Source organism: Zobellella denitrificans (genome assembly GCF_002407485.1).
GTDB classification, from domain to species: Bacteria; Pseudomonadota; Gammaproteobacteria; order Enterobacterales; family Aeromonadaceae; genus Oceanimonas; species Oceanimonas denitrificans.
On record NZ_CP012621.1, the window covers coordinates 480,605 to 506,303 of the forward strand.

A 25,699-nucleotide genomic window follows, 5' to 3' on the forward strand; every position below is an offset into this window, starting at 1 on the left:
CATGCTGATAGTGGTTTCCCCCGCCAAGACCCTGGATTACGACACGCCGCCGGTGATTGGCGAATACAGCCTGCCCGAGCTGCTGGATCATGCCGCCGAGCTGATCACCCGGGCCCGTCGGCTGAGCCCGGCCGAGATCGGCAAGCTGATGAGCATCAGCGACAAGCTGGCGGGGCTCAACGCCGCCCGTTTCGCCGACTGGCAGCCGGATTTCAGTCCGGCCAACGCCAAGCAGGCGATACTGGCGTTCAAGGGCGACGTCTATACCGGGCTGGATGCCGAGACCCTGAACGCGGACGACTTCGCCTTCGCCCAACGCCACCTGCGCATGCTGTCCGGCCTTTACGGGGTGCTTCGGCCGCTGGATCTGATGCAGCCCTACCGGCTGGAGATGGGCACCCGGCTCGACAACGAGCGGGGACGGGATCTGTACCAGTTCTGGGGCGACCTCATCACCGACAAGCTCAACCAGGCCCTGGCGGAGCAGGGCGACAACGTGTTGATCAACCTGGCGTCCAACGAGTACTTCAAGGCGGTGAAACCGAAGCGGCTGGACGGGCAGATCGTCACCCCGGTGTTCAAGGACGGCAAGAACGGCCAGTACAAGGTGATCAGTTTCTATGCCAAGAAGGCGAGAGGCATGATGGCCCGCTACATCATCGAACACCGGCTGACCGAGGTGAGCCAGCTGACCGCCTTCGACAGCGCCGGCTATTACTTCGTCGAGGCCGAGTCCAGCCCGACCGAGCTGGTGTTCAAGCGGGAAGAGCAATAAAAAATAAAAAGCGGCCGGAACCTTTTGCTCCGGCCGCCCTCTTACTAGGCGTGTCTACTGAATTTTCAGATACTCTTCTTCATTTTGACCGGCTCCAGGGCCGGTTTTTTATTGGCGCCAGGCCGGCCTGGCGCCATCGGTACCGCGCCGGCCGCGGCCCGAGCCGTTACTGGTCGGCTTTTTTCTCCCTCGCCCACTTGGGTTTGCCCTTGGCCTTCTGATCCCGCAGCCGTTTCTTCTGCTTGGGTTGCTCGGCCTTTTTCACCTTGCTGTCGGCTTCTTTTTTCTTGCGCGGCGCCACGCTGGCTTCCTTGTGCCTGGGGCGCAGCTCGTCGATGATCCGGCGCTTGAGCTTCTGGTCGGTGTAGCGCTCCACTTTCACCACCATCGGCATGTCGTGGGCTTCCACCAGGCTGATGGCGGTGCCCTTGCGGCCGGCCCGGCCGGTGCGGCCGATGCGGTGCACATAGACGTCGGCGGTGCGCGGCATGTCAAAGTTGATCACGTGGCTGACCTCGGGCAGATCGATGCCCCGGGCCGCCACGTCGGTGGCCACCAGGATATTGACCTTGCCGTTGCGAAAGCGGCGCAGCGCCTCGAAGCGCTTGTCCTGATCCATTTCGCCGCGTAGCCAGGCGTTGTCCAGCCCTTCCTGTTGCAGCCGGCTGGCCAGCTCCATCAACCGCTCCCGGGTTTTCACGAAGACGATGCTGCGGGTCACGTCCGGCTGGCGCAGCAGGTGGACCAGCAGGGCGAACTTGTGCTCGGGGTTGTCCGCCAGGTGCAGCCACTGGTTGATCTTCTTGCGTTCGCTGCGCGGCGGCTCGGCGGACAGCTCCACCGGCTCCTTGAGGATGTCGGCGGCGAACTTCATCAGGCCACGGCCTTCCAGGGTGGCGGAAAACAGCATGGTCTGGCGGCGCCAGCGGGCCTCGGCGGCGATGCGGTCCACATCCCCGATAAAGCCCATGTCGAGCATGCGATCCGCCTCGTCCAGGATCAGGATCTCGATGTCCCGGCTGTCGAAGGACTCTTCTTCTATGTATTGCAGCAGCCGGCCCGGGGTGGCCACCACTATGTCGGTGGTCTTGGTCAGGGCGGGCAGGTGCTTTTCGCTGTCCACCCCGCCGGTGATGGTCTCGACCCGCAGGCCGGTGTCCTTGAGCAGGGCCTTGGCGTCGTCGGCGATCTGCTTGGCCAGCTCGCGGGTGGGGGTGAGGATCAGGGCCCGGGCCGGGCCGGCCTGGCGACGGGGAAAATCCAGCAGGTGCTGGCAGACCGGCAACAGGAAGGCGGCGGTCTTGCCGGTGCCGGTGGGGGCCGAGGCCATGATGTCCCGTCCGTTCATGGCTTCGGGGATGACCTGGCTCTGAATGGTGGTGGGTCTGGCATAGCCCATGCGTGCCAGGGCGCGGACCAGAATGGGATCCAGTTCCAGTTGCTCGAAGCTCATACTGCTCATGATCGATCTCGTCAGCCTAAAAGGCGGGTATTATAGGCGAACTCGGATAAAAAAACCTGTCAGGATAAGTCATGAGCAGTCGCGGTTTCACCTTCAAGCAATTCCATGTCGATCACGATCGTTGCGCCATGAAGGTGGGCACCGACGGCATCCTGCTCGGGGCCTGGGCGCCCCTGGGGCGGGCCCGCCGCATCCTGGACGTGGGCACCGGCTCCGGCCTGGTGGCACTGATGCTGGCCCAGCGCGGCGATCCCGGGGTGAGGATCACCGGGCTGGAACTGGACCAGGCCGCCGCCGCCCAGGCGGCGGAGAACGTGGCCGCCTCCCCCTGGCCGGAGCGGGTCGATATTGTCCAGGGCAGCCTGCAGGCGTTCGAGGCTTCGCCCTTCGATCTTATCGTGTCCAACCCGCCCTATTTCGGCCACGGCCAGCGCTTCGATTGCCAGGCCCGGGCCAGCGCCCGCCATACCGGCACCCTGACCCTGGCCGAGCTGTTCACTCATGCCAAACGTTTGCTCGGTGAAGATGGTGGATTATCCCTGGTTTTGCCGGTGCAGGCATTGGAGGAGGCCATGCTGCAGGCGGAGTCTCTCGGCTTTCATCTTGCCGAAAGGCGGGATGTCGTGACCCGCGAGGGAAAAAAGCCTGGTCGTTTTTTATTGCACTTTTGCAGAATCAAACACTGTTTGAAGTGGGGTGAAATTATCATTAATACTGTAAATAATGACCATGGCGACATATATAAGGGAATGGTCTCGCCCTTCTATTTGAAGATGTAAATTTCGCCTTGAATCTGATTTTCACATCATTATGCTACTCGCCAGCTCGACGTTCGCCAGTTTTTAGTATTTTACAATTCTTTGCTGGTAGCATGTCGTATCGTCATCTCGCTTAGTTTCCAAACGAAGCTGGCACAGTGCGGGCAACCGCAACGAGGTTTGCTGTGAACAGATCCTTATCCACCTTTGACATCCTGGGCCTGGGGTTCATGACCTTCGCCTTCTTCCTGGGCGCCGGTAATATCATCTTCCCGCCCCTGGCCGGCTTCCTGGCCGGTGAAAACCTGACCAGTGCCATGTTCGGCTTTTTGATCACCGCCGTGGGCCTGCCCCTGGCGGGCCTGGTCGCCGCCGCCCTGGCCGGTGGTGGCCTGCCCACCATGGGACGCTACCTGCCGCCGCTGGTGGTGACGGTCATGGCGTGCGCCATTTTCATCATCATAGGCCCGGCCTTCGCCGCCCCCCGTACCGGCCTGGTGGCCTTCGAGATGGGGATCAAACCCTTCCTCGACAATCCGGGCCAGGCCAGCCTCACCCTCTATACCCTGGTGTTCTTCGGGGTGGCGCTGCTGCTCTCCCTCAGCCAGGGTCGGCTGCTGGAAGCGGTGGGCAAGCTGCTGACCCCGGTGCTGCTGGTGCTGCTGGTGGTGCTGGCCATCGCCGTCTTCGTCAATCCCCAGGGCTCCCAGCCCGAGGTGGCCGAAGCCTATATGAGCCAGCCGTTCGTGAAGGGCTTTATCGAAGGCTATAACACCATGGACACCTTCGCGTCCCTGCTGTTTGCCATCCTGATCCTGGACGTGCTGCGCAAGAAAGGCGTGACCGATACCCGCGCCCAGTCCCGCTACCTGACCCTGGCGGCGCTGATCGCCGCCGCCGGCCTGGGTTTCGTCTACATTTCCCTGTTCATCCTGGGCGGCACCAGCCTGGGCGTGGTGGAGTCCGCCAGCAACGGCGGCGAGATCATCAGCGCCTATGTACTGGCCCTGTTCGGCACCCCCGGCCTGTGGATACTGGCGGGCATCGTCACCCTGGCCTGCCTGACCACCGCCGTGGGCCTGATCTCCTCCTGTGCCGATTATTTCCACAACCTGACCGGCAAGGGCAGCTATCGCCGTTGGGTGGTGCTGATCGCCCTGGCCTGCATGCTGGTGGCCAATGTGGGCCTGAACACCCTGATCAGCGTGTCCATCCCGATCCTGGTGGCCCTGTATCCGGTGGCGATCGCCCTGGTGCTGGCGACCTATCTGCGGCCGCTGATGAAGTCGCCGGTGTTCGCCTTCCGCCTGATCATCGGGGTTTCCTTTGTGTTCGGCCTGCTCGACGGCCTGCAGGCCGCCGGCCTGAACATGAGCCTGTTTGGTTTCCTGCCGCTGTTCGGCGTCGGCATGGCCTGGGTGCTGCCCACCGCCGTCGCCGCCCTGGCCGGCCTGGTGATCGGCAAGGCCCGGGAAGAAGCCCTGGCCTGAGCCGGTGAGGGTTAACCCTGGATCCCAAGGGGCGGCATCGAGCCGCCCCTTTTGCTTTGGCAAGCAAGGCTGGACAACCGGTCGGAAAGTCGTCGTTTGATCCCGATCAAGCATTATGCGGATAAAATTGATAATGGTTATCGTTTGATTTAGCTTGATGGGGACCTTCCACTCAAACGCGAGGAAACCATGATGAAATCCCTTCCGCTGCCCCTTTTTTCCGCCCTGATCCTGCTGTTGGCGGCCCATGTTCAGGCCGAGACGCGCCCGGACCATTACCAGGGAGAGCCTGCCGAGACCCTGGAGCAGGCGGTGACCAACTTCTCCGAGTACAACGCCAAGCTGGCCGAACTGCTGGCGGGAGAGCTGACACCGGCGGCCCTGAGCGAGGTGCACCAGCTCACCTACACCCTGGAAAACGCCCTGGCCAAAATCAATGAAGAAACCGCAGCCCTGGCACAGACCCTGGAGGAGGTGCATGTCGCCTCCGAGACCAACCAGCCGCAGCTGGTCAAGGACAGGGGCGAGGCCTATCTGGCGGTATCCCGCACCCTGATCCCCTGAACGGAGGTCTGAGGCAGGACGTGGAATAAAAGATTAAGAGAGGCGTTACCCGCGGACGGAGCGCGGGTAACGGCGGCTCACAGAGCCGCGATTTCTTCCAGGATCTGGGCCACCCAGGCCTGGATGCGGGCATCGGTGTCGTCGTACTGGTTGGCCTCGTCCAGGGACAGGCCGACAAAGTAACGGCCGTCGTCGGTGAGCGCCTTGGAGGCCTCGAACTCGTAGCCCTGGTTGGGCCAGTAGCCAACCAGGGTGGCGCCGCGGGCGGCGACCTTGTCGTGCAGCAGGCCGAGCGCATCCTGGAACCATTCGCCGTAGCCGAGCTGATCGCCCATGCCGAACAGCGCCACCACCCGGCCGTCCAGATCCAGCTCGTCCACCTCGTCCCAGTGGGATTCCCAGTCTTCCTGCAACTCGCCGAAATCCCAGGTGGAGATGCCGAAGATCAGAATGGGATAGTCTTCGGCGCGCTTGAGCGGCACATCCTTGATATTATGCAGATCGACCAGCTCGGCGCCGAGCTGGTCGCGGATTTTCTCGGCGGCCATCTCGGTATAGCAGGTGGTGGAGCCGTAAAAGAGACCGATATTCATGGGGTTCCGTCATCTCAGCAGACAAGGGCCCTATCATAACAGAAGCCCGCGCACAGGGCAGAGCCCGGAGTAAGCATGAGCCATCCCCTGGTGGAACAATTTGTCGACGCCCTCTGGCTGGAGAAGGGACTGTCGGACAACACCCTGGCTTCCTACCGCAGTGATCTGACCCACTTCGCCGCCTGGCTGGACGGCGAGGGCGGCAGCCTGCTGGCGGTGGACGGCCTCACCCTGCAGCAGTACCTGGCGCACCGGCTGGATCTGGGCTTTAAGGCCAGCAGCACGGCGCGCATGCTGAGCGTGCTGCGCCGCTTCTTCCAGTACCTGCACCGGGAGCAGTTGCGCGCCGACGATCCCAGCGTGCTGATCGCCGGCCCCAAGCTGCCCAAACGCTTGCCCAAGGATTTGAGCGAGCAGCAGGTGTCCCGCCTGCTGCAGGCGCCGGAGGTGGGCGACCCCCTGGAGCTGCGCGACAAGGCCATGCTGGAGCTGCTCTATGCCACCGGCTTGCGGGTGAGCGAGCTGGTGAGCCTGTCGATGGAGAGCGTCAGCCTGCGCCAGGGCCTGGTACGGGTGACCGGCAAGGGCAACAAGGAGCGGCTGGTGCCCATGGGGGAGGAGGCGCTGTACTGGCTGACCAGCTATCTCAAGGAGGCGCGGCCGGTGCTGTTGGGTGAGCAGCCGTCGGACGTGGTGTTCCCCTCGCGCCGGGCCCGGCAGATGACCCGCCAGACCTTCTGGCACCGCATCAAGCATTATGCCCTGCGCGCCGGCATCACCATGGAGCTGTCGCCCCACACCCTGCGCCACGCCTTCGCTACCCACCTGCTCAACCACGGCGCCGACCTGCGGGTGGTGCAGCTGCTGCTGGGCCACTCGGACCTGTCCACCACCCAGATCTACACCCATGTGGCCAACCACCGGCTCAGCGTCCTGCACGAGCAGCATCATCCCAGGGGATAACCGCCTGCGGCGGAGCTGGAAGCCGTAAGCCGGAAGCTGGAAGAGATGGCTTCCAGCTTCAAGCTTATCGCTTCCGGCTCTGTCTACGGCGGGTCGTTGCAAATTCCCCCCGGCGCGGTTAGTGTGGTCGGCCCGTTTAAAAACAAGTCTTGCCCATGTCCGTCCGTTCCCGATTGCCCATCCGCCGGCGTGAAGTCGTGCCCCATCGGTTGCCCGCCGAGCTTTCCCCGCTGCTGCAGCGGCTCTATGCCAGCCGTGGCCTGGTGCAACCCGAGCAGCTCAACCTGCAGGCCGGGGCCCTGCTCAAGCCCGGCTTCAAGGGCATGGCCGAGGCGGTGCGGCTGCTGGCCGAGGCCCTGGAGCAGCAGCGCAGCATACTGATAGTGGGCGATTTCGACTGCGACGGCGCCACCAGCTCGGCGCTGATGGTGCACGGCCTGCGCGCCATGGGCGCGCGGCGGGTCGGCTACCTGGTGCCCAACCGCTTCGACTACGGCTACGGCCTGAGCCCCCAGGTGGTGGACGAGGCGGCGGCCCTGGGCGCCGAACTGCTGATCACCGTGGACAATGGCATTTCCAGCATCAGTGGGGTGGCGGCGGCCAGGGCGGCGGGCATGCAGGTGATCGTCACCGATCACCACCTGCCCGGCGAGGAGACGCCCGAGGCGGACGCCATCGTCAACCCCAACCAGCACGGCTGCGACTTTCCTTCCAAGAACCTGGCCGGGGTGGGGGTGGCCTTCTACCTGCTGCTGGCGCTGCGTTCGGCCCTGGGCGAGCAGGGCTGGTTCGAGCAACGGGGGATCACGGCGCCCAACATGGCGGACTACCTGGATCTGGTGGCGCTCGGCACCGTGGCGGACGTGGTGGCCCTGGACGGCAACAACCGGGTGCTGGTGCACCAGGGCCTGCAGCGCATGCGCGCCGGCCGGGTGCGGCCCGGCATCCAGGCGTTGATCGACATCTCCGGCCGCAGCCAGGCCCGGCTGACCGCCTCGGATCTGGGCTTCGCCCTCGGCCCCCGGCTCAATGCCGTGGGCCGGCTCGACGACATGTCGATGGGGGTGGCCTGCCTGCTCAGCGACAACCTGGACGAGGCCCGCCGGCTGGCGGCGCTGATGGACGAGCTCAACCGGGAGCGCAAGGCCATCGAGGCCAGCATGCAGCAGGAGGCCCTGGCCAGCCTGGCCCGGGTGCGTATCGACGACGGCGAGCTGCCCGCCGGCCTGGTGCTGCACCAGGACGACTGGCACCAGGGGGTGGTGGGACTGGTGGCCTCGCGCATCAAGGAACGCTACTTCCGCCCGGTGATCGCCTTCGCCGAGGCGGGCGAGGACGAACTCAAGGGCTCGGGCCGCTCCATTCCCGGGGTGCACCTGCGGGATCTGCTGGAGGCCATCAACAGCCGCCATCCGGGCCTGATCACCAAGTTCGGCGGCCACGCCATGGCGGCGGGGCTGTCGTTGACCAAGGCGGCGCTGGCCCCGTTCAAGACGGCGTTCGAGCAGGTGGTGGATGAGTGGGTCAGCCCCGAGCTGCTGGCCGGGGACATCCTCACCGACGGCGAACTGGCGGTCCATGAGCTGACCCTGGAACTGGCCGAGCAGCTGCGCTTCGCCGGCCCCTGGGGCCAGGCCTTTCCCGAGCCGCTGTTCGACGGCGAGTTCCGCATCATCCAGCAGCGGCTGGTGGGCGAGAAGCACCTCAAGCTGGTGCTGAGTCCGGACGAGGGGCGCACCCTGTTCGACGCCATCGCCTTCAACGTGGATCTGGCCACTTGGCCCAACGCCGCCATCCAGAAGGTGGAGCTGGTGTACAAGCTGGACGTGAACGAATGGAAGGGGCGGCGCCAGCTGCAATTGCTGGTGGAGCAGCTGGCCCCGCTGTAGGTCGCGTGAGGGGTGAGGGATGGGGCTTGGATCCTTGCTCCACCCCTTCACCCCTTACCTTGTTACAGGGTAAAGGCGCTCACCAGGCCGTTCAGTTCGCCCGCCTGTTTGTGCAGCTCTTTCGACTGCTGCAGGGACTGGCTCGCGTCCTCGGCCAGCTCGTCGGCCACGTCCTTGATGGCGGTGGTGTTCTGGGTGATCTCCCCGGTCACCTGGCTCTGTTCTTCCGCCGCCGTGGCGATCTGGCTGGCCATGTCCGAGATCAGGCCTACCGCCGTGGTGATCTCCGCCAGCGCCTGGGCGGCGGCCTCGGCATCTTCCACGCTCAGCTCCGCCAGGTTGCGGCTGGTGTCCATCAGTTTCACCGCCTCGTTGGTGGCCTGTTGCAGGGTGCTGATGGTGTCCTGGATTTCCTCGGTGGAGGCGTGGGTGCGCTGGGACAGTACCCGCACCTCGTCCGCCACCACCGCGAAACCGCGCCCCTGTTCCCCGGCCCGGGCCGCCTCGATGGCGGCGTTGAGCGCCAGCAGGTTGGTCTGCTCGGCGATGCCCTGGATAGTTGCCAGCACGCTGGAAATGTCCTTGGCGTGCTGATCCAGGCGCACTATCACCGAGGAGGCCTGTTCCATTTCCCGTGCCAGGGACTGGATGGAATCCCTTGTCTTGTGCACCAGCTGCTTGCCCTGCTCGGTGCTGGCCGTGGACTGCTGGGCGGCGGTGGCGGTCTGTTCGGCGTTGTGGGCGATCTCCTGGGTGGCGGAGGCCATTTCGGTCACCGCGGTGGCGACCATGGTCACTTCCTGCTGCTGGCGGCCGAGTTCGGTCACCGTCTGGTTGGCGCGCACCGAGGCCTGCTCGGCATTGGCTCCCAGGTGCCCGGCCTGGCTGCGGATCTGGCGGATCAACTCCGCCTGGCTGCCGACGAAGCGGTTGAAGCTGGCGGCCAGCTGACCCACTTCGTCCTGGCTGTTGAGGCGGATGCGCTGGGTGAGATCGCCCCGGCCGTCGGCGATCTGGGCCAGGGCGCGGGAAACCCTGACCAGGGGGGCCAGCAACACCTGCACCAGCAGGCCGATCAGCACCACGGCGGCGGCGATCACCAGGGCGGCCAGGCCCAGCTGTTGCCACAGCAGGGTGGCAAGCGGCGCTTCCAGGGCGGCCTTGTCGAGCACGAACAGCAGTTGCCAGTCGCTGTCCTGCACCGGCTGCACATAAACCAGCTTGTGCTCGCCGGCCAGGGTCACCGGGTGCAGGCGGCTGTCCTGCTGCCAGCGGCTCAGGTTGGCGGTGCCGAGGTTGGCGTCCAGGCCGGTGGCCGGCTGCAGCACCCGGGCCTGATCCCGGTGGGCGATCAGGGTACCGTTGCTGTCGAGCATCATGGCGTAGCCCCGGGCCGGCAGGCGGATGGCGTTGATGTCCTCGATCAGGCTGGTGATGGCCACGTCGCCGCCGATCACCCCGGCCAGACGGCCGTTTTGCTGCACCGGCCGGGCCAGGGTGACCACCAGCACCTTGTAGGCGGCGTCCAGATAGGGCGGGGTGACGATGGCGCCGTTTGCCTGTTGCGCCTGTTGATACCAGGGGCGGCTGCGCGGGTCGTAACCGGAGCGATCGATGCCGGGGTCGCTGTCGTGCATGACACCTGCGGCCGTGCCGTAAAAGCCGAGCTGGAAATCACCGGCCTCCTGCACCAGTTGCAGGGGAGAGAGGGGATTGTCTCCCAGCTGTTTGGCGGCGGCGCCCAGCATGGCCTGGCGGCTGCCCAGCCATTCGGCCACCTTTTCGGCTTCCTTCTGCGCCAGGCCGGACACCAGCGCCTCGCTGCCCTGATAGAGCTGTGCCTTCATGTCCCGAAAGCCGAGGCCGCTGAGGGTCAGGGCGGTAATAACAATGGCAGCGACAAAACTTAACAGAATCTTGTGCTTTAATTTAAGGTTGTTCACTTTTTTTATTCTGGTTGGTGGCGGTGACTCATTATATCGACGGCAGCCCGGTAAAACTTAATCGAAACTAAATATTGATAGTTGCCCGGAATCTGGTCATGGCCTGCTGCGTTCAGGGCCGGCTTTCGGTAGAATAAGCGCCCTGATTTTGGCGAGCCGCCAAACACACTCACTCAGCACAACAGAGAGTCAGTCGACCCATGTTTGAAGTAAACCCTGTGTACAACAAACTCAAGGAGCTGTCTGAACGGGCACAGCTCCTTAGGGGGTACCTTTGACTACGATGCCAAGAAAGAGCGTCTGGAAGAGGTAAACGCCGAGCTGGAACAGCCGGATGTGTGGAACCAGCCCGAGCGCGCCCAGGCACTGGGTAAGGAAAGGGCCGCCCTGGAAGGGGTGGTCGGCACCCTGGACGAGCTGGATCAGGGCATAGAGGATATCGGTGGCCTGGTCGAGCTGGCGGTGGAAGAAGAAGACGAAGACACCTTCGAGGAATCCAAGGCCGAACTGGACACGCTGGAAAAGAAACTGGCGGATCTGGAATTCCGCCGCATGTTCTCCGGCGAACAGGACGGATCCGACTGCTACCTGGATCTGCAGGCCGGCTCCGGCGGCACCGAGGCCCAGGACTGGTGCAACATGGTGCTGCGCATGTACCTGCGCTGGGGCGAGGCCCGCGGCTTCAAGACCGAGATCATCGAACTGTCCGAAGGGGAAGTGGCCGGCATCAAGTCCGCCACCGTCAAGTTCAGCGGCGAATACGCCTACGGCTGGCTGCGTACCGAATCCGGCGTGCACCGGCTGGTGCGCAAGTCGCCGTTCGACTCCGGCGGTCGTCGCCACACCTCCTTCTGCTCCGCCTTCGTGTACCCCGAGATCGATGAAGACATCGAAATCGAAATCAACCCGGCGGATCTGCGGGTCGACACCTACCGCGCCTCCGGCGCCGGCGGTCAGCACGTCAACAGAACCGACTCGGCGGTGCGCATTACCCACGAGCCCACCGGCATAGTGGTGCAGTGCCAAAACGACCGCTCCCAGCACAAGAACCGGGATCAGGCGATGAAGCAGCTGAAGGCCAAGCTGTACGAGCTGGAGCTGCAGAAGCAGAACGCCGAGAAGCAGGCGCTGGAAGACAGCAAGTCCGACATCGGCTGGGGCAGCCAGATCCGCTCCTACGTGCTGGACGACGCCCGCATCAAGGACTTGCGCACCGGGGTCGAAACCCGCAACACCCAGTCGGTGCTGGACGGCGACCTGGACAAGTTTATCGAAGCCAGCCTCAAGTCCGGGCTGTAATTCCCCGGAACCGGTCAGCCGGGGCGGGGGCAGCCTGAGCCAACCGTCGATGGCAGGGATGCCATCGTCGAGCATACATGGATGTACTTGCTGCGTGTTGGCGTGGCTGCCCCCGGCCCTGGCGGGCAGAAGGGCTCAAAACAAGATTCAAACAAGGCTTAATCATGACAGAGCAGCTACAAGACGAGAACAAACTCATTGCCGAGCGCCGTGCCAAGCTCGAGCAGATCCGCAAGGACTGCCCGGCCAACGCGCACCCCAACGACTTCCGCCGCGAACACCTGGCCGGCGATCTGCAGGCCGAATTCGGCGAGCACGACAAGGACGCCCTCGAAGCCCTGGGCAAGGTGGTGTCCGTGGCCGGCCGCATCATGGCCAAGCGCGGCCCCTTCCTGGCCCTGCAGGACATGTCCGGCCGCATCCAGGCCTACGCCACCAAGGAAGCCCAGCAGATCATCAAGGATCAGTACGGCGGCCTGGACATCGGCGACATCATCGGGGTCAAGGGGGTGCTGCATAAGTCCGGCAAGGGCGATCTCTACGTCAACCTGGATGAATTCAAGCTGCTCACCAAGGCGCTGCGTCCCCTGCCCGAGAAGTTCCACGGCCTCTCGGATCAGGAAACCCGCTACCGCCAGCGCTATCTGGATCTGATCACCAACGAAGACTCCCGCCGCACCTTCCAGGTGCGCTCCCAGGTGATGGCGGCCATCCGCCAGTTCATGAACAGCCACGGCTTTATGGAAGTGGAAACCCCCATGATGCAGGTGATCCCCGGCGGCGCCTCGGCCCGCCCCTTCATCACCCACCACAATGCGCTGGATCTGGACATGTACCTGCGCATCGCCCCCGAGCTGTACCTCAAGCGGCTGGTGGTGGGCGGTTTCGAGAAGGTGTTCGAGATCAACCGCAACTTCCGCAACGAAGGCCTGTCGCCGCGCCACAACCCCGAGTTCACCATGATGGAGTTCTACTGGGCCTACGCCGACTACCGCGACCTGATGGACTTCACCGAAGAGATGCTGCGCACCGTGGCGACCCAGGTACTGGGCACCGCCGAGGTGAAATACGGCGAGGAAGTGTTCGACTTCGGCAAGCCCTTCGCGCGCCTGAGCATGAAGGACGCCATCCTCAAGTACAACCCCGAGGTGACCCTGGAGCAGCTGGCCACCTATGACGGCGCCTGCGAAGTGGCCAAGGATCTCAAGATCAAGGTCGAGAAGTCCTGGGGCCTGGGCCGGGTGATCACCGAGATCTTCGAGGAGACCGCCGAGCACCGCCTGATCCAGCCGACCTTCATCACCGAGTACCCGGCGGAAGTGTCCCCGCTGGCGCGCCGCAACGACAACGACCCGAGCATCACCGATCGCTTCGAGTTCTTTATCGGCGGCCGCGAAATCGCCAACGGCTTCTCCGAGCTGAACGACGCCGAGGATCAGGCCCAGCGTTTCCGCGATCAGGTGGAGCAGAAGGAAGCGGGCGACGACGAAGCCATGTTCTACGACGAGGACTACGTCACCGCCCTGGAGCACGGCCTGCCGCCCACCGCCGGCCAGGGTATCGGCATCGACCGCCTGGTGATGCTGCTGACCGACTCCCACACCATCCGCGACGTTATCCTGTTCCCGACCCTGCGCCCACAGCGCTGAGTCCGGGCATACCGCGGGATAGTTCAAAGCCGGTCCTCGACCGGCTTTTTTGTTTTTAGAACCGGTTTGAGGACTGTTGTCCTCCCCAACGTTTCATTGTCGCCTGTTGACTCGGGCGTTAGACAGCGCTGGAGCTTGGAAGAGGCAACAGGGATTGCCCCCACCGACCGTCACATGCCAGGGACGGCATGTGCCGAGCGCCACAGGGATGTGCTCGCAGCGTGTCGGTGGAGGCGGCCCTGTTGACTCTTTGCTGAGTGGTGACAGAGCAAGCTTTGCAAATGATCCTAAACAGTCATAACTGGTCTTCAAACCATGGGCGGGCTGGCGGCGGGGGGCAGGCCGGCGCGGTTTCTCGGCAACTGGCCGAGGCAGTGGAACAGCAGGCCGGCGCAGACCACCAGGCTGCCCAGCAGGGTCCGCTCGCCCGGCGCCTCGCCCAGCACCAGCCATACCCAGAGCGGTCCCAGCACCGCCTCCAGCAGCAGGAACAGGCTGACCTCGGTGGCCTGGATATAGCGCGGCGCCAGCTGCAGCAGGGTGAAGCCGATGGGCATCAGCAAGGCGGCGGTCAGCGCCATCACCCCCAGCTCGGTGGCGCCCGGCAGGGTCGGAACCGGTGTGTGCAGCAGCGCCAGCGCCGAGGCGAAGAGGCCGCCCAGGATCAGCATGGGGCTGAGATCCCGGGGCGCGGCCCGGCGCGCGATATTGAAGTTGAGCGCCATGAACAGGGCGGCGCCCAGGGCGTAGAGATTGCCCGCCAGGCTGTTGTGGCCGTCCTTGTCCGCCACTATGATGCCGATGCCGGCCAGGGTGATGGCGATGGTGATCAGGGTGCGGCGGCTGGCGCTTTCCCGCAGCCACAGCCAGGCCAGTACGGCGGCGAACACCGGTGCCGTGCTGATGATCATCATGGCGGCGGTGGGGCTGGTCAGCTTCATCGACTGGGTAAAGCAGTAGGTGGTGAGGGCGAAGCTGAGCGCGCAGCCCAGACCGGCCAGGCCGCCTTCCCGCAGCCTGGGCCCCAGCTGGCCGCGGTAGCGGTACAGGGCCACGGCGCCGAAGCCGAAAAACAGCAATATCCCCCGCCAGAACAGCAGGGAGCCGTGATCCAGCGGTACCCAGCGTACCACCAGGATATCCGGCGACAGCAGCACCACCCCGGCGGTGGACAGCAGCATGCCGTTGAGCCTCGGATTCATGGCACCACCTCCGTGGATGGCGTGCGCAACAGCCGGCCGAAGCCGGCGATCTCCGGTTGCTGGCCGGCCAGGTGCAGGGCGTGCCAGAACAGCGCCTGGTTGGATGACACCATGGGCAGGCCGAAACGCCGTTCCATCTCTTCCAGTATCGCCATCACCCGCAGGTTGGTACAGGAGAAGAAGACCCCCTCGGCCCGGCAGCCAGCCAGCAGATCGACGGTGGCGGCCATGATGGCGTCGGTATGGATGGCGGGGATCTCGGTGTCCAGGGTCAGGCCGAAGGCGCCGAAGGCCACTATCTCGAAGCCGGCGTCCTGCAGGCCCCGGTACAGGGAATGGTTGACCTCGGTGTTATAGGGCGTGAGCACCGCCAGTCGCCGGATGCCGAGGTGGCGCAGGGCGCAGAGGCTGGCCTGCCAGGGGTTGGTGGCGGGCAGGCCGGGACGATCCCGGGTCAGGCGTTCGGCCACGCCGTCGCTGCCGATCAGCATGCTGGCGGAGGTGCAGCCGAAGGCCATCACATCGAGCTCCAGCCCAGGGGCCACCAGGGCGGCGGCGTCCGCGATGCTGTCCGCCGTGGCCCTGAGGGAGTCCGGCGTCATCACGCTGTTGTAGGCCATGCGGGTGCTGTAGATCTCTATCCCTGCTTCCGCCAGGCGGTGCCAGTCGTTCTCCAGGGTGTAGTCGCTGGCCAGTTGTACCAGGCCGATACGGGCCCGGGCCTGGCGCGGCTGGGTGGTAAAGGTATAGGGCCGTTCCAGGGCGGAAAAGGCGTCTTGGGCTTGAGGCATGATGCGTGTCCTTGCGCAATCCGGGCCGAGGGGATCGGCCAGCTGCAGGTGGTTTCGGCCACCTGCCCACTCTGACTCTGTTTCGCTAATGTTACCCTTCAGCCACCCAGGCGGGCGGCGGTGTAGTTGGCGATGGCGGTGTCCTGGACCCCGGTGCCGCTCAGGTCGCAGACGGTGATCTGCTCGGGGGCGGTGCGCAGGCCAAGCCCCTCGGCAATCACCTGGCCCAGCTCAAACACCGGCTTGGTAAAAGGACCGGGGAAGTGGTGCAGCTCGCCGATGGTCTCCGACTGGCTGCGCCTGTCCACCACCAGGGCGTCGGCGTTGGCCAGTATCGCCGGCTCCAGCTCGTTCTTGTGGCCGTTGTCCGAACCCATGGCGGTCACGTGGGTGCCGGGGCGCAGGTCGGCCCAGTGCAGCACCGGGCTGGAGGCCGGCGTGGTGGTCACGACGATGTCGGCCCGGGCGCAGGCGGCGGCCGCGCTCTGGTGCAGGGTTACCGGCAGGCCGTATTGGTGTGCCATGGTGTCCTGGTAGGCGAGCATCCTTTCGCGGTTGCGGGCGAACACATGCACTTCCCGTATCGGGCGCACCAGGCCCAGGGCCGCAACCTGCAGTTCGGCCTGCAGGCCGGCGCCGATCACCGCCACCGAGCCGCTGTCCGGCCGCGACAGGTGTTTGGCGGCGATGGCGCCGGCCAGGGCGGTGCGGATGTCGGTGAGATAGCCTTCGTCGAACAGCACCGAGTCCACCACCCCGGTTTTGGCCGAAAACAGTATCATCAGGCCGTTGAGACTGGGCAGGCCAAGTTTGGGGTTGTCGAAAAAGCCGGAGCTTATCTTGAGGGCGAACCGCTCCTGGCCGCGGATATGGGCGGTCTTGACGTCCACCTCGCCGTTGCTCTCGCTGATGTTCATGCTGAGCACCGGCGGCATGGTGACCTCGCCCCGGCCCAGGGCGGCGAAACCGGCTTCCACCGCCGCCAGGGCGTCGTCGGTCAGGCCGGTGACCTCGGTGATTTGCGCTTTATGATAAATCTTCATGTTTTGCTCCAAAGCGGAATGTCCTGATGGGGGGTGTCGGTCAGCGCGATGCCGCCGCCAGCGCCCGGGCCCGGTCGAAGGTGTCCAGCGCCACGTTGTGGCCGCTGACCACGAACACCACCTGCTTGCCGCGCACGTCCAGGCTGTGCTGCTCGATGGCGGCCACGCCCACCACGGCGGCGCCTTCCACCAGCATCTTCTCGTGCTCGACGAAGTGCACCATGGCGCTGGCGATGGCGGCTTCGCTGACCAGGTAGGCCCTGTCCATGTGCCGGCGCACCGCCTCGAAGCTGTAGCGGTTGTGCAGGCCGATACCGCCGCCCAGGCTGTCGGCGAAGGATTCGTATTCGGTCACCTGCACCGGCTGGCCCGCCTCCAGGCTGGCCACCATGGCCGCGCCCCTGTCCATGGTGACGCCGACCAGCTCCACCGTGGGCTTGATGCCCTTGAGGGCGATGCCGATGCCGCCCACCAGGCCGCCCCCGGACAGGCCGGCGAAGACGGTGTCGACGGTCGGCAGGTCCTCCAGGATCTCCAGGCCGATGGTGCCCTGGCCGGTAATGATGTCCGGGTGATCGAAGGGCGGCAGGTAGACCATGCCCTGCTCTTCGACCAGGCGCAGGGCTTCCACCTCGGCCTCGTCCTGGGAATTGCCGATGATGCGCACCTCGGCGCCCAGGGCCCGGATGGCCTCGACCTTGTTGGCCGGGACCAGCCGGGACATGCAGATCACGGTGTGAATGCCGAGCCGTTGGCCGGCATAGGCGATGGCACGGCCGTGGTTGCCGGTGGAGCAGGTGACCACGCCGGCCTGGCGCTGTTCCGGGCCGAGCCGGCTCATGGCGAAGGTGGCGCCGCGCAGCTTGAAGGCGCCGATGGGCTGGAGGGTTTCGAGCTTGAGCCAGGCCTCGCAGGCGAAGCGGCGCGACAGGGCCTCGGAGCGGATCAGGGGCGTGCGCGCCACCTGGCCTTGCAGTGCCTGCCGGGCCCGATAGATCCGCGACAGGTCGGGGAGTACATCCGTTGCTGGCATCCTTTGCCTCTCTGGTGGTGATGACCGCAAAAGCCAGGTTCGGCGGGCGAACCTGGCTGAGTGATATTTGCTGAAAGCTGAAAGCTTCCGGCTTTCGTCTATTTACCTGGCGTTCCACTCACCGCTGCGGACCAGCTTGTCGGTGACCTTGTTCACCGCCCTGGCGGTGCGCTCGACGATGTCATCCACCTCGCCCTTGGTGACCACCAGCGGCGGGGCAAAGCCCAGGATGTCGCCGTGGGGCATGGCGCGGGCGATCAGGCCCTGCTCCAGACAGGCGGCGGCGATCTGCGGGCCCACCTTGAGGTTGGGATCGAAGTGCTCGCGCCTGGCCTTGTTGCTGGAGAACTCCAGGGCGTGCAGCAGGCCCACGCCGCGGCTTTCGCCCACCAGCGGGTGCTCGGCAAAGGTTTGCTGCATGCGCTGCTGCAGGTAGGCACCGGTGTCACGGGCATTACCGACCAGGTTTTCACGGGCGATGATGTCCAGGTTGCACAGGGCGGAAGCGGCACCCATGGGGTGGCCGGAATAGGTGTAGCCGTGGCCGATGGCACCCCACTGATCGGTGCCCTGTTCCAGCACCTTCCATACCTTCTCGCCCACGATCACGCCGGACAGCGGCTGATAGGCGGAGGTCAGGCCCTTGGCGACCGTCATCAGGTCCGGCTTCATGTCGTAGTAGAGGGAGCCGAAGTCGGCACCCAGGCGACCGAAACCGCACACCACTTCGTCGGCGATCAGCAGGATGTCGTACTTGTCGAGCACCTTGCGGATCTCGGCCCAGTAGCCCTCGGGCGGCGGCACTATGCCACCGGTGCCCAGTACCGGCTCGCCGATCATGGCGGCGACGGTGTCCGGCCCTTCCGCCAGGATCATCTCTTCCAGCTTGGCGGCGCAGTACCTGGAGAACTCCAGCTCGCTCATGTTGTCGTCGGGGCGGCGGTAGTAGACCGGCGCTATGGTGTGCTTGATGCGCTCCAGCGGCAGGTCGAAGTGGGCATGGAACAGCGGCAGGCCGGTCATGGAGCCGGACGCGATGCTGGAGCCATGGTAGCCGCGATCCCGGGAGATCACCTTTTTCTTCTGGGGCAGGCCACGGGCGTTGTTGTAGTACCACACCAGCTTGAGCTGGGTTTCGTTGGCGTCGCTGCCGGACATGCCGTAGTACACCTTGCTCATGCCGGCGGGGGCCATCTTGATGATACGGTCGGACAGCTCGATCAGCGCCTCGTTGGTGTGGCCCACATAGGTGTGGTAGTAGGCCAGCTTCTTGGCCTGCTCGTAGATGGCCTCGGCCATTTCGGTGCGGCCGTAGCCGATGTTCACGCAGTACAGGCCGGCGAAGGCGTCAATCAGCTCCACGCCTTCGGAGTCCTGGATGCGGATGCCCTGGGCGCCGGTGATGATGCGGCCGCCCACTTCACCATGAGCGTACTGCTTCAGGTGGGTGGAGGCGTGGAACACGGTGTTGCGGTCGATTTCGAGCAGCTTTTTGGTATCTATGGTCATGGTGGTCGCTCCCTTGATAGCGTTCAATCCGGTATGGGTGTTCAGTCCTGGTCTCAGCTGCCGCTAACGGTCGGCATGGCACCCAGGCAGTAGTACTTGATCTGGCTGTATTCATCGAAGCCGTGACGGCTGCCTTCGCGGCCCAGGCCCGACTGCTTCACCCCGCCGAAGGGGATGGGGTGGCCGGTCATCTTCACCGAGTTGACCGACACCATGCCGAACTCCAGGCCGCGCATCAGCTGCCAGATATGGCGGATGTCGTGGCCGTACACATAGGCGGCCAGGCCGTATTCGGTGTCGTTGGCCAGGGGGATCAGCTCGTCGATGCTGTCGTAGGGCAGCACCCCGGCCACCGGGCAGAAGTTCTCCTCGCGGAATACCTTCATCTCCGGGGTCACGTCGGCCAGCAGGGTCGGCATGAAGAAGTTGGTGCCCGGCGCCTGGCGCTGGTCGCCGGCAATCAGCCGGGCGCCCTTGGCGAGGGCGTCATCGACGATGGCCTGGGCCTTGTCCACCGCCTGGCGGAAGATCAGCGGGCCCATGGTCACGCCCTCGTCGAAGCCGTTGCCCACCTGGATCTTGGCCATCTCGGCGGCGAAGGCGGCGAGGAAGTCTTCATACCTGGCGCGCGGCACGAAAATGCGGTTGGCGGCCAGGCAGTCCTGCCCGGCGGTCTGGAACTTGGCGTCCACCGCCGCCCTGGCGGCCGCGCTGATGTCCATGTCCGGCAGCACGATGAAGGGGGCGTTGCCGCCGAGCTCCATGGAGCACTTCTTGACGGTGGCCGCGGCCTGCTCCAGCAGCAGCTTGCCGACCCGGGTGGAGCCGGTGAAGGACAGCGCCTTGACCTTGTCGGAGCGGCACAGCACGTCGCACACCTCGGCGCCGTCACCGGTGATCACGTTGTAGACCCCGGCCGGGAAGCCGGCGCGCTCGGCCAGCTCGGCCAGCGCCAGGGCGGAGAAGGGGGTTTCGTTGGCCGGCTTGACCAGCACGGTGCAGCCGATGGCCAGGGCCGCCGCCGCCTTGCGGGTGATCATGGCGCTGGGGAAGTTCCAGGGCGTGATCAACGCCGCCACGCCGATGGGCTCGCGCAGGGTGGCCAGCTGGGCGTTGGGAATATGGCTGGGAATGGTCTCGCCGTAGGCGCGACGGGCCTCTTCCGCGAACCAGCGGATAAAGGAGGCGCCGTAGTCGATTTCGCCGCGGGCATCACTCAGGCTCTTGCCCTGCTCCAGCACCATCAGCACCGCCAGGTCTTCCTTGTTGTCGAGGATGAGATCGTGCCAGCGCATCAGGATGGCGGCGCGCTCGTCGGCCAGCAGTGCCCGCCAGGCCGGGAAGGCGCGTTCGGCGGCGTCGATGGCCTGGCTGACCTGCAGCGGCTGCAGCTGGGTGCAGTGACCGATGATGTCGTCGGTGGCCGGGTTGATCACGGCCAGATCGTCGTTGCCGTTGACCCATTTGCCGTTGACATAGGCCAGTTCGCGAACCAGCCGGGGATCCTTGAGATAGGGCATAATGGCTTCGGTGACCTTGCTGTCTGATACATGCTTGAGGGTAAGGCTCATAAACACCACCAATTCGTTGTTTGGGTACAGGTTGTTGCTATGAGGTCATTCTAGGAGCGATGGCGGGGAGATACTTTTTGTTGCCCCGGCGTTGGCGGGGCGATTTTTCTGATAACCGAGGTTAAAAAATTGTTTTTTTCTGGAGGGGGAGAGAAAGGTGGGGGATAACGGACTACTGTCCCAGCCCGGGCTGACGTAAACAGGCAACACCCATGTTAAAACAGGCGGACAAAGGGAACGGCTCCGCCGACCATGAAATGCCATGGATGGCATTTCGAGCCCACCTGGGGCGAGCTTGTCTCGCCGTGACGAGTTGCTTCAGCCTGACCGAACATCCAGTGAATGTTCGCAGCTGGCTGAAGCGGCGAGTGTCATCTACCGCGGCGTATCGGCGGAGCTGGCCCTTTGGCCGGCTTCCCGGGTTATAACAGACAGGTCGTCCACAAACTGGAGACTGTTGATCCCCGTCCTACTCCTTGTATTCCGCCGCGAATTCCAGCCTGGGCTGCTGCTGCTTGATGGTCTTGGTGACGATATAGGTGAAGTAGCGTTCTATGCCGAGCCCGGAGGTGAGCCAGCTGTCGATCAGCCGCTGGTACTGGTCGATGCCGTCGCACATCACCTTGAGGATATAGTCGACGCCGCCGCCGGTGGCGTAGCAGTCCACTACCTGGTCGCACTGCAGCATGGCCTGCTCGAAGCGGTTAAAGGCTTCGGCGCTGTGCTGCTTGAGGCTGACTTCCACCAGCACCGGCGAGCGCCTGAACAGCACTTCGGTGTTGATGCGGGCGCCGTAGCCCTGGATGATGCCGGCGTCCTCCAGCCGTTTGACCCGCTCCCAGCAGGGGCTGACCGAGAGGTTGATGGCCTCGGCCAGGCCGGATTTGGTGATGCGGCCCTGCTGGTGCAGGATTTGCAAAATTTTGATGTCGTAGCGATCCAGACGCATGGGGCTTCCTGCTTGTTGCTGTGCAATCTTGATGGCTTGAGTATACAAAAGGCCGCCGGTGGCAACCAGCAGCCCTTTTTGCTCAAGTACTTATCTTAAGTGATGTTCAGGCGTCGAGCTCGACCGCCAGCACCGCGAAGGTGTCGCCGATGTCGATCAGCGCCGGGTGGCGGCGGCCGGCGAGAATGCCGTCGCGTTTGGCCCGGTATTCCGCCGGCGGCTGGCCGGTGCGCTCCAGGCTGTGGATGCGTGCCACCAGATCGCCCGCCCTGACCCGGTCGCCCAGGGAAACACACAGCTCCAGCAGGCCCTGGTGCTCGCTCATCATGTAGCAGGAGCCGTCGGGCATGTCGAGCAGGCGCGGCGGGGTGTCGGGCAGGCGGTAGTCGCCCCGGGTGATACCGGCGAAGATCAGGAAGTTGTGCACCCCCCGGTCCGCCAGGGCGATGGTCTCGGGGCTGCTGGTGCCGCCGCCGCACAGTTCGGTGGTGACGAACACCTTGCCCTGGGATTCCACCGCCGTGTCGTAGAGGGAGGCGGTGTCCAGCTCGAACATCACCACCACGTTGGGGGCGCCGAACAGTTTGGCGCCCTCGATGCAGGCGGCCTCCTGGGCCGGATCCGGCAGCCGGTGGGCGGCGGAGAAGGGGATGAAGTCCAGGGTCTTGCCGCCGGAATGGATGTCCAGGGCGTAGTCGCACATCGGTACCAGGTAGCGGTTGAAGTAGTCGGCGATGCGCTCCGTCATGCTGCCCGCCGGGTTGCCCGGAAAGCTGCGGTTCATGTTGCCCTTGTCGATGGGCGAGGTGCGGCTGCCGTTGCGCACCGCCGGGTAGTTCATGGCCGGCACTATGATCACCCGGCCCCGTACCTGCTCGGGCTCCAGGCTGTTGGCCAGCTTGAACAGGGCGGTGATGCCCTCGTATTCGTCGCCGTGGTTGCCGCCGGTGAGCAGGGCGGTGGGGCCCTCGCCGTTTTTCACCACGGTGACCGGGATCATGATGCAGCCCCAGGCGGATTGATCGCTGGAGTAGGGCAGCTTGAGAAAACCGTGCTGCTTGCCGTCCCGCTCAAAGTCGACGGTGGGGGTAATGGTGGTTGCCTGCATTGTCTGGTTACCTCTTTACAAACAGCTTGCGGGGATAGTTGCACAGGGTTTCCACCCCGGTCTCGGTGATCACCATGCTCTCGGTGGTCTCTATGCCCCAGTCGTCCAGCCAGAGTCCCGGCATGAAGTGGAAGGTCATGCCCGGCTCCAGTATGGTCTGGTCGGTGTTGCGCAGGCTCATGGTGCGCTCGCCCCAGTCAGGCGGATAGCTCAGGCCGATGGGGTAGCCACAGCGGGCGCCTTCCCGGTTGAAGCCGTAGTCCGACAACACGGCGTTGAGGGCATCGGCGATGTCGGCGCAGCGGTTGCCGGGCTTGGCGGCGGCCAGGCCGGCTTCGAGGGCGGCGTTGAGCGCCTCTTCCCCGCGCAGGAAGTCATCGCTGGGCTGGCCCAGGTAGATGGTGCGCGACAGCGGGCAGTGGTAGCGGCGGTGGCAGCCGGCGATTTCGAAGAAGGTGCCTTCGTTGTTGTTGAAAGGGCGTTCGTCCCAGGTCAGGTGCGGGGCCGAGGCGTCCTTGCCCGAGGGCAGCATGGGCACTATGGCCGGGTAGTCGCCGAAATGACCTTCGTGACCTTCCATCGCCACCCGGTAGATCTCGGCCACCAGCCGGTTCTTGGGCAGGCCGGGCTCGATCATCTCGAAGGCGGCCTGGTGCATGTTCTCCACGATGCGGGCGGCGATGCGCATGTAGCGCAGTTCGGCCTCGGATTTCACCGCCCGGCACCAGTTGACCAGGGCGGTGGCGTCCACCAGCTGGGCTTCGGGCAGGTTTTCCTTCAGCGCCAGGTAGGCGGTGGGGCTGAAGTAGTAGTTGTCCATCTCGATGCCGATATTGCCCCGGGCCCAGTCGCGCGGCTTGAGGATCTGGTTGGCCAGGTACTCCATGGCGTGCAGGGGCGGGTTCATCACGTAGTAGTCAGGATACCAGGTGATGTTCTCCTCCTGCAGGTAGACGGTGCGTTTGGCACCGTTGGAGTCCATCTGCCGGCCGTACCAGATCGGCTCGCCGGCCGGCCCCACCACCGCCACCTGGGGGGTGTAGAAGGACCAGCCGTCGTAGCCGGTGAGCCAGGCGATGTTGGACGGATCGTGCACGATCAGGGTCTGGATTTCGTGCCGCTCCATGGCGGCGCGCACCTTGGCCAGCCGGGTCTGGTACTCCTCGAGGGAGAAGTTGGGTACATGGTTATGCATGAGAGCTATCTCTATGTCTGGCAATCGGGACCACCAATCCCTGCCGGCCCAGGGGGCAGACAGCGGCTTGATGGCGGTTTTTTTGGAGTTGGGTACTGCGGTTGTGCCGGCGATGCCGACACAACCGCTGCTCAGCGATCCAGCGGAAGCTGGCCTCGCGTTCGCTCACGCAGAAGGGAAGGGAATACCGTCGCCAAGGCTGGCAGAAGCAGGATGGGGTTCAGGCTGTGGTTATCCATGAGTGTTACCTCGTCGGGCCGGGGCCCATAGCGCCTAACTAATACAATTCGTCCCTGCAATCATGACAATCGGCCAAAAGACTGGATTGGTACCGCTTATTGTCCTAGTATGTTGCTTCGGGCGCTAGTACACATCAGTGCATTTATTTGTGTCAATGAATTTATTGAACTATGACAATTAATATTCAACCGTTATTGAAAACCGGAATGCCCAAATACCTGGCCATCGCCAAGGCGCTGGAAGAGGCTATCGCCCGTGGAGAGCTGCTGCCCGGCACCCGCCTGCCCACCCACAGGGTGCTGGCGGAACAACTGCAGGTGAGCGTGCAGACGGTGAGCAACGCCTATGCCTATGCGGAGAAGCACGGCTTGGTCACCGCCTGCGTGGGCAGCGGCACCTTCGTCAGCGACTACGGCGCCGGCAAGGAAACCGAGCTGATGCTGGTCGAGGACAAGGATACCGAGGGCCGGGCCATCGATCTGTCCATCGCCCATCCAGTCTGCACCAGCGAGTTGTCCCGGCTGTTCGGCGACACCCTGGTACGTATCGGCCAGGGCAATACCGACGCCCTGATCGGGGCCATGCGTCCGGTGCAGGGCCAGCGCGCCCATCTGGAGGCGGTCGCCCACTGGCTGGACAGCCAGAAACTGCCGGCGGAGCCGGAGCGGGTGCTGCTGTGCAACGGCGCCTCCCAGGGCCTGATGCTGGCCATGGGGGTGCTGCTGCAACCGGGAGATCTGGTGGCCTGCGAGGAGCTGGTGGATCACGGCCTGATCGCCCGCTCGCGCATGCTGGGCGTGCGCCTGTGCGGCCTGCCCACCGATCGGGAGGGCATCATTCCCGCCGCCCTGGAAGAGGCCTGCCGCAAGAAAAAAATCAAGGTGCTGTGCTGTACCCCCAGCATGAGCAACCCGGCCAGTTGCCATATGGGGCCGGAGCGGCGCGAGGCCATTGCCGAGATAGCGCGGCGCCATCACCTGATGGTGATCGAGGACGACGTCTACGGTGCCCTGGAGCCGGACCGGCTGCCGCCCTTGTCGAGCCTGTTGCCGGATCAGGCGTTCTACGTCACCGGCCTGACCAAGACGGTGGCGCCCGGCCTGCGCTGCGGCTTTCTGGTGGCCCCGCGCCACCTGATGCAGCACTGCGTGGCACGGCTGGCGGCCTCCAGCTGGATGGCTACCCCCCTGGTGTTCGAGGTGGCCAGCCGCTGGATCCAGGATGGCAGCCTGGCGCGGCAGATCGCCTTCCAGCAGCAGGAGTTCGCCGTCCGCCAGCGGCTGGCGCGGGAGATACTGTCGGGTTTCGAGTACGACTGCCACGAACACGGCATGCACCTGTGGCTGCGCCTGCCGGAAGGCTGGGGCGCCGATGAGCTGGTGAGTTCCGCCCTGCAGACCAATATCCTGATCACCGGCTACCAGCCCTTCGTGGTCGATCCGGAACGCCGGCTTGGCCGGGTCAGGCTCAGCCTGGGCAGTGAAAGCAGCCGCCAACGGGTGCGTCATGGCCTGCAGTTGCTGGCGGACATGCTCAACGCGCCGCCGCCGCCCACACATTTTCTGTTGTGAGGGGCGATTACAGAAGAAGTCGCAAGCTGGCCGGGCCCGACACGAAAAAAAACGACGGCAGGCTCCGGTTAGTATGAATGTTATAAAATTGTCACAAGGCAA

Annotated in this window: 21 protein-coding genes; 9 read left to right on the top strand and 12 right to left on the bottom strand. The window is 64.6% G+C overall.

Annotation, left to right across the window (positions count from 1 at the left end; genetic code table 11):
- Position 1 precedes the first annotated feature (1 nt).
- Positions 2–775: a peroxide stress protein YaaA gene (gene yaaA, locus AN401_RS02260; RefSeq protein WP_094038545.1), complete on the top strand. Its 774-nt coding sequence runs from the start codon at positions 2–4 to the stop codon at positions 773–775.
- Between the two features lie 166 nt (positions 776–941).
- Here yaaA and srmB read toward each other — a convergent pair whose 3' ends face one another.
- Positions 942–2,237 (bottom strand): ATP-dependent RNA helicase SrmB, encoded by a 1,296-nt coding sequence (gene srmB, locus AN401_RS02265; protein ID WP_094038544.1) that lies wholly within the window; start codon positions 2,235–2,237, stop codon positions 942–944.
- 71 nt (positions 2,238–2,308) lie between these two features.
- On the opposite strand from srmB, the gene AN401_RS02270 reads away from it, so the two are divergent.
- From AN401_RS02270 to AN401_RS02280, 3 genes are all read left to right on the top strand, one after another.
- Positions 2,309–3,016 carry a tRNA1(Val) (adenine(37)-N6)-methyltransferase gene (locus AN401_RS02270; RefSeq protein WP_096778426.1) on the top strand — a complete coding sequence of 236 codons (708 nt, stop codon included), beginning with the start codon at positions 2,309–2,311 and terminating at the stop codon, positions 3,014–3,016.
- Positions 3,017–3,180: 164 nt separating this feature from the next.
- Positions 3,181–4,485 (top strand): branched-chain amino acid transport system II carrier protein, encoded by a 1,305-nt coding sequence (gene brnQ, locus AN401_RS02275; RefSeq protein WP_096778427.1) that lies wholly within the window; start codon positions 3,181–3,183, stop codon positions 4,483–4,485.
- A gap of 189 nt (positions 4,486–4,674) precedes the next feature.
- Positions 4,675–5,049 carry a DUF6746 family protein gene (locus AN401_RS02280; protein WP_198401792.1) on the top strand — a complete coding sequence of 125 codons (375 nt, stop codon included), beginning with the start codon at positions 4,675–4,677 and terminating at the stop codon, positions 5,047–5,049.
- Between the two features lie 77 nt (positions 5,050–5,126).
- On the opposite strand, the gene fldB is transcribed toward AN401_RS02280, so the two are convergent.
- On the bottom strand, positions 5,127–5,642 hold the full coding sequence (fldB, locus tag AN401_RS02285; protein WP_094038540.1) for a flavodoxin FldB: 516 nt from the start codon (positions 5,640–5,642) through the stop codon (positions 5,127–5,129).
- Positions 5,643–5,717: 75 nt separating this feature from the next.
- Here fldB and xerD point away from each other — a divergent pair, with 75 nt between their 5' ends.
- Positions 5,718–6,605 (top strand): site-specific tyrosine recombinase XerD, encoded by an 888-nt coding sequence (gene xerD, locus AN401_RS02290; protein WP_096778429.1) that lies wholly within the window; start codon positions 5,718–5,720, stop codon positions 6,603–6,605.
- Positions 6,606–6,754: 149 nt separating this feature from the next.
- Positions 6,755–8,494 (top strand): single-stranded-DNA-specific exonuclease RecJ, encoded by a 1,740-nt coding sequence (gene recJ, locus AN401_RS02295; RefSeq protein WP_408645754.1) that lies wholly within the window; start codon positions 6,755–6,757, stop codon positions 8,492–8,494.
- 62 nt (positions 8,495–8,556) lie between these two features.
- Here the strand turns inward: recJ and AN401_RS02300 are convergent, their stop codons facing one another.
- On the bottom strand, positions 8,557–10,437 hold the full coding sequence (locus AN401_RS02300) for a methyl-accepting chemotaxis protein (protein ID WP_096778431.1): 1,881 nt from the start codon (positions 10,435–10,437) through the stop codon (positions 8,557–8,559).
- Positions 10,438–10,637: 200 nt separating this feature from the next.
- On the opposite strand from AN401_RS02300, the gene prfB reads away from it, so the two are divergent.
- Both prfB and lysS read left to right on the top strand, forming a co-directional pair.
- Positions 10,638–11,736, top strand: a protein-coding gene (gene prfB, locus AN401_RS02305) for a peptide chain release factor 2 (RefSeq protein WP_096778432.1) whose coding sequence is annotated in 2 segments (ribosomal slippage) — positions 10,638–10,712 and positions 10,714–11,736 — 1,098 coding nt in all. Because the reading frame shifts where the segments join, the coding sequence is not laid out codon by codon here.
- 164 nt (positions 11,737–11,900) lie between these two features.
- Positions 11,901–13,385, top strand: a complete 1,485-nt coding sequence (gene lysS, locus AN401_RS02310) for a lysine--tRNA ligase (protein ID WP_181256419.1) — start codon at positions 11,901–11,903, stop codon at positions 13,383–13,385.
- A 308-nt stretch (positions 13,386–13,693) separates the two neighbouring features.
- On the opposite strand, the gene AN401_RS02315 is transcribed toward lysS, so the two are convergent.
- The 9 genes from AN401_RS02315 to doeA all read right to left on the bottom strand — a co-directional run bounded on the left by AN401_RS02315 (position 13,694) and on the right by doeA (position 23,786).
- Complete coding sequence (locus AN401_RS02315; protein WP_096778433.1) at positions 13,694–14,587, bottom strand: DMT family transporter; 894 nt, start codon at positions 14,585–14,587, stop codon at positions 13,694–13,696.
- Complete coding sequence (locus AN401_RS02320) at positions 14,584–15,378, bottom strand: maleate cis-trans isomerase family protein (RefSeq protein ID WP_096778434.1); 795 nt, start codon at positions 15,376–15,378, stop codon at positions 14,584–14,586. Before AN401_RS02320 ends, AN401_RS02315 begins: the two co-directional genes overlap by 4 nt.
- Before the next feature lie 98 nt (positions 15,379–15,476).
- Positions 15,477–16,421 (bottom strand): cyclodeaminase, encoded by a 945-nt coding sequence (locus tag AN401_RS02325; RefSeq protein WP_096780281.1) that lies wholly within the window; start codon positions 16,419–16,421, stop codon positions 15,477–15,479.
- Between the two features lie 40 nt (positions 16,422–16,461).
- Positions 16,462–17,454 carry a hydroxyectoine utilization dehydratase EutB gene (gene eutB, locus AN401_RS02330; protein WP_094038534.1) on the bottom strand — a complete coding sequence of 331 codons (993 nt, stop codon included), beginning with the start codon at positions 17,452–17,454 and terminating at the stop codon, positions 16,462–16,464.
- 102 nt (positions 17,455–17,556) lie between these two features.
- Positions 17,557–18,963, bottom strand: a complete 1,407-nt coding sequence (locus tag AN401_RS02335; RefSeq protein WP_096778435.1) for an aspartate aminotransferase family protein — start codon at positions 18,961–18,963, stop codon at positions 17,557–17,559.
- A gap of 53 nt (positions 18,964–19,016) precedes the next feature.
- Entirely contained in the window at positions 19,017–20,534 is a 1,518-nt protein-coding gene (locus AN401_RS02340) for an NAD-dependent succinate-semialdehyde dehydrogenase (protein WP_094038568.1), read from the bottom strand.
- A gap of 469 nt (positions 20,535–21,003) precedes the next feature.
- A complete protein-coding gene (locus AN401_RS02345) occupies positions 21,004–21,483 on the bottom strand; it encodes an Lrp/AsnC family transcriptional regulator (protein WP_094038532.1) in 480 nt (159 codons plus the stop codon).
- Positions 21,484–21,589: 106 nt separating this feature from the next.
- Positions 21,590–22,591 carry a N(2)-acetyl-L-2,4-diaminobutanoate deacetylase DoeB gene (gene doeB, locus AN401_RS02350; RefSeq protein ID WP_094038531.1) on the bottom strand — a complete coding sequence of 334 codons (1,002 nt, stop codon included), beginning with the start codon at positions 22,589–22,591 and terminating at the stop codon, positions 21,590–21,592.
- Between the two features lie 7 nt (positions 22,592–22,598).
- On the bottom strand, positions 22,599–23,786 hold the full coding sequence (doeA, locus tag AN401_RS02355; RefSeq protein ID WP_094038530.1) for an ectoine hydrolase DoeA: 1,188 nt from the start codon (positions 23,784–23,786) through the stop codon (positions 22,599–22,601).
- Between the two features lie 446 nt (positions 23,787–24,232).
- Here doeA and ehuR point away from each other — a divergent pair, with 446 nt between their 5' ends.
- Positions 24,233–25,597, top strand: a complete 1,365-nt coding sequence (gene ehuR / locus AN401_RS02360; protein WP_198401793.1) for a MocR-like ectoine utilization transcription factor EhuR — start codon at positions 24,233–24,235, stop codon at positions 25,595–25,597.
- The last annotated feature ends 102 nt before the right edge of the window (positions 25,598–25,699 follow it).